The organism is Mesorhizobium sp. M7A.F.Ca.CA.002.15.2.1, from assembly GCF_003998715.1.
GTDB classification, from domain to species: Bacteria; Pseudomonadota; Alphaproteobacteria; order Rhizobiales; family Rhizobiaceae; genus Mesorhizobium; species Mesorhizobium ciceri.
In genome coordinates this window covers 1-3,840 of record NZ_RZPI01000557.1, presented here as the reverse complement: position 1 = coordinate 3,840, position 3,840 = coordinate 1, and the positions used below count along the sequence as shown (strand labels likewise).

Annotated in this window: 2 protein-coding genes; one reads left to right on the top strand and one right to left on the bottom strand. The window is 62.9% G+C overall.

All coding sequences use genetic code 11. From position 1 onward, the window contains the following. A partial coding sequence (locus tag ENZ74_RS34740) for a hypothetical protein (protein WP_206522322.1) occupies positions 1-229 on the bottom strand: 229 nt, incomplete at its 3' end. Positions 230-486: 257 nt separating this feature from the next. Here ENZ74_RS34740 and gltB point away from each other — a divergent pair. Next, on the top strand, positions 487-3,840 hold a 3,354-nt coding region (gltB, locus tag ENZ74_RS24930), incomplete at its 3' end, for a glutamate synthase large subunit (protein ID WP_127313053.1).

Below are 3,840 nucleotides of genomic sequence, written 5' to 3'. Positions count from 1 at the left end.
GGCCTATGTCTTGGGAGAACGGGGGGTTGGGGAAATCAGACTGAAGTTGACCGGTTTCGCGTGCTGATCGCAAGGGCCAGGCGCCGGAAAAACAGTAAAGCCAGCCAACGGGCAAAGCCCAGGCCGACGACTGAAGCTTACGTTTTTCCTCAGCTTCACGACATTTTCTGTCGCGAATGCCCCAAGTTTTTTGCAAATCGGTCTTGTGTGCGTCCGGGATTTCTGCCATAAAAATTTAGGACAGTAGTGCTGTCTTATTTTGTCGCACAAAACGAGCTGGATTGGCGTATCATTTGGGCCTCTCCGGCTGTTGCCGCGAGCGACAGGTGGACAGCCAGACTCTGGCCTGTACGATTACCAGATGCGATCCATGCGGAAAGCCGCCTGGTTCGACAGGATTTCGCAAGACGTGCCACAAGGATCAGGGTGAGCCAAGCGCTTGCCGAGGCAAACCAGCGCCTGAATGGCTGGGAAGGAGGACAGGAGATGACGGACATGACGCACTCTGCGACGAACGGCCAGGCCGCGCAGACGAAAGCGGCAACCGTCAAAACCACCTTGCGATCCAATATTGGCCGAAGCGCCAACGGATTTTCCGCCCAGGGCCTCTACGATCCACGCAACGAGCATGACGCCTGCGGCGTCGGTTTCATCGTCAACATGAAGGGCGTGAAGTCGCATCAGATCGTCGAGGACGGGCTTGCTGTGCTCGAAAACCTGACGCATCGCGGCGCCGTCGGCGCCGATCCGCTGGTCGGCGATGGCGCCGGCGTGCTGGTGCAGCTTCCCGACCAGTTCTTCCGTGACGAGATGGCAGCCCAGGGCATCGAGCTGCCGCCGGCGGGCCAGTACGGCGTCGGACACTGGTTCATGCCGCAGGACGCGGCCCTTCGCGCCCATATCGAGGACATCATTGCCGAATCGGCGCAATCCGAGGGACTTCCGCTCATCGGTTTCCGTGACGTGCCCGTCGACAATTCGTCGCTGTCGAAGGCGCCCGACATCGTGGCATCCGAGCCGTTCCATCGGCAGATCTTCATCGGCCGCACGCCAGACATTACCGATGACGAGGAATACGAGGCCAGGCTCTATCTGCTGCGCAAGGTCATCTCGGGCCGCATCTATGCCGAGAACGACAACAAGGACATCGGCGCCTATTGCGTGTCGCTGTCGGCGCGCACCATCGTCTACAAGGGCATGTTCCTGGCTTATCAGGTCGGGGCCTACTACAAGGACCTCAAGGACCCGCGCTTCGAAACCGCGCTGATCCTCGTCCACCAGCGCTTCTCGACCAACACGTTCCCGTCATGGAAGCTGGCGCATCCCTACCGCATGGTCGCCCACAATGGCGAGATCAACACCGTGCGCGGCAACAACAACTGGATGGCTGCGCGCCAGGCGTCGGTCGATTCCGAACTGTTCGGCAACAACATCTCGAAGCTGTGGCCGATTTCCTATGACGGCCAATCCGACACCGCCTGCTTCGACAATGCGCTCGAGTTCCTGTTCCAGGGCGGGTACAGGCTCAGCCATGCCATGATGATGCTGATTCCGGAAGCCTGGGCCGGCAACAAGCTCATGGATGCCGATCGCAAGGCCTTCTACGAATACCATGCGGCATTGATGGAGCCGTGGGACGGACCGGCGGCGGTGGTCTTCACCGATGGCCGCCAGATCGGCGCCACGCTCGACCGCAATGGCTTGCGCCCGGCACGCTACATCGTCACCGACGATGACCGCGTCATCATGGCCTCGGAAGCCGGCGTGCTGCCGGTGCCGGAGGAGAAGATCGTCAAGAAGTGGCGGCTGCAGCCCGGCCGCATGCTGCTGATCGACCTGGAGAAGGGGCGCATCGTCTCCGACGAGGAGCTCAAGTCGGAGATCGCGACCAAGCATCCCTACAAGACCTGGCTCGCCAACACGCAGCTGATCCTCGAAGATCTGAAGCCGGTCGAACCGCGCGCGTTGCGCAAGGATGTCAGCCTGCTCGATCGTCAGCAGGCATTCGGCTACAGCCAGGAGGACACCAAGCTGTTGATGTCGCCTATGGCGACGACAGGCCAGGAAGCGGTGGGCTCGATGGGCACCGACACGCCGATCTCGGCGATGTCGGACAAGTCGAAGCTGCTCTACACCTATTTCAAGCAGAACTTCGCCCAGGTCACCAACCCGCCGATCGACCCGATCCGCGAGGAGCTGGTGATGAGCCTGGTGTCCTTCATCGGGCCGCGGCCCAACATCTTCGACCTTGTCGGCAATTCGCGCCGCAAGCGGCTCGAAGTGCGCCAGCCGATCCTGACCAATGGCGATCTCGAGAAGATCCGCTCCATCGGCCACACCGAGGACCGTTTCGACACCAAGACGATCGACATCACCTATGGCTCCGCCGAAGGCGCCGCGGGCATGCAGGGCGCCATCGATCGGTTGTGCGAGCGGGCGGAGGCGGCGGTTGCCGGCGGCTACAACATCATCATCCTGTCCGACCGCCAGGTCGGGCCCGACCGCATCGCCATCCCGGCGCTGCTGGCGACGGCGGCGGTCCATCATCACCTGATCCGCAAGGGGCTGCGCACCTCGGTCGGCCTCGTCGTCGAATCCGGCGAGCCGCGCGAAGTGCATCATTTCTGCTGCCTCGCCGGCTATGGCGCCGAGGCGATCAATCCCTACCTCGCCTTCGACACGCTGCTCGACATGCACAAGCGCGGCGAACTGCCGAAGGAAGTGGACGCCTACGAAGTCGTCTCGCGCTACATCAAGTCGATCGGCAAGGGCATCCTCAAGGTGATGTCCAAGATGGGCATCTCGACCTACCAGTCCTATTGCGGCGCGCAGATTTTCGACGCCATCGGCCTGAAGACCGATTTCGTGCAGCAATACTTCACCGGCACCGCGACGCTGATCGAAGGCGTCGGCCTGGACGAGATCGCGGCCGAGACGCTCAGCCGCCACAATGACGGTTTCGGCAACGACCCCGTGCTGCGCAACAGCCTCGAGGTCGGCGGCGAATACATGTTCCGCATGCGCGGCGAGGCGCATATCTGGTCGCCAGATGCTGTCGCCACCTTGCAGCACGCCGTGCGCCAGGGATCGTGGGAAACCTTCAAGGACTATTCCGCCCAGATCGACAGCGAGACGGCCCGCGCCCAGACCATTCGCGGCCTGTTCAAGCTCAAGCTGGCCGGGGAAACCGGCCGCAAGAAGGTGGCGCTCGACGACGTCATGCCGGCGGCCGACATCGTCAAGCGGTTCTCGACCGGAGCGATGTCGTTCGGCTCGATCTCGCGCGAAGCGCACACGACGCTGGCGCGCGCGATGAACCAGATCGGCGGCAAGTCGAACACCGGCGAGGGCGGCGAAGAGGCCGACCGCTATCTGCCGCTGCCGGGCGGCGGCAAGAACCCGGAACGCTCGGCGATCAAGCAGATCGCCTCGGGACGTTTCGGCGTCACGGCCGAATACCTCGTCAACTCCGACATGATGCAGATCAAGGTGGCGCAGGGTGCCAAGCCCGGCGAGGGCGGTCAGCTGCCCGGCCACAAGGTCGACGCCACCATCGCCAAGGTCCGGCATTCGACGCCGGGCGTCGGCCTGATCTCGCCGCCGCCGCATCACGACATCTATTCGATCGAGGATCTGGCACAGCTGATCTACGACCTGAAGAACGTCAATCCGGCAGCCGACGTGTCGGTCAAGCTGGTGTCGGAAGTCGGCGTCGGCACGGTTGCGGCGGGCGTCGCCAAGGCGCGCGCCGACCACATCACAATTTCGGGCTATGATGGCGGCACCGGTGCCTCGCCGCTGACGTCGCTCAAGCATGCCGGCAGCCCGTGGGAAATGGGC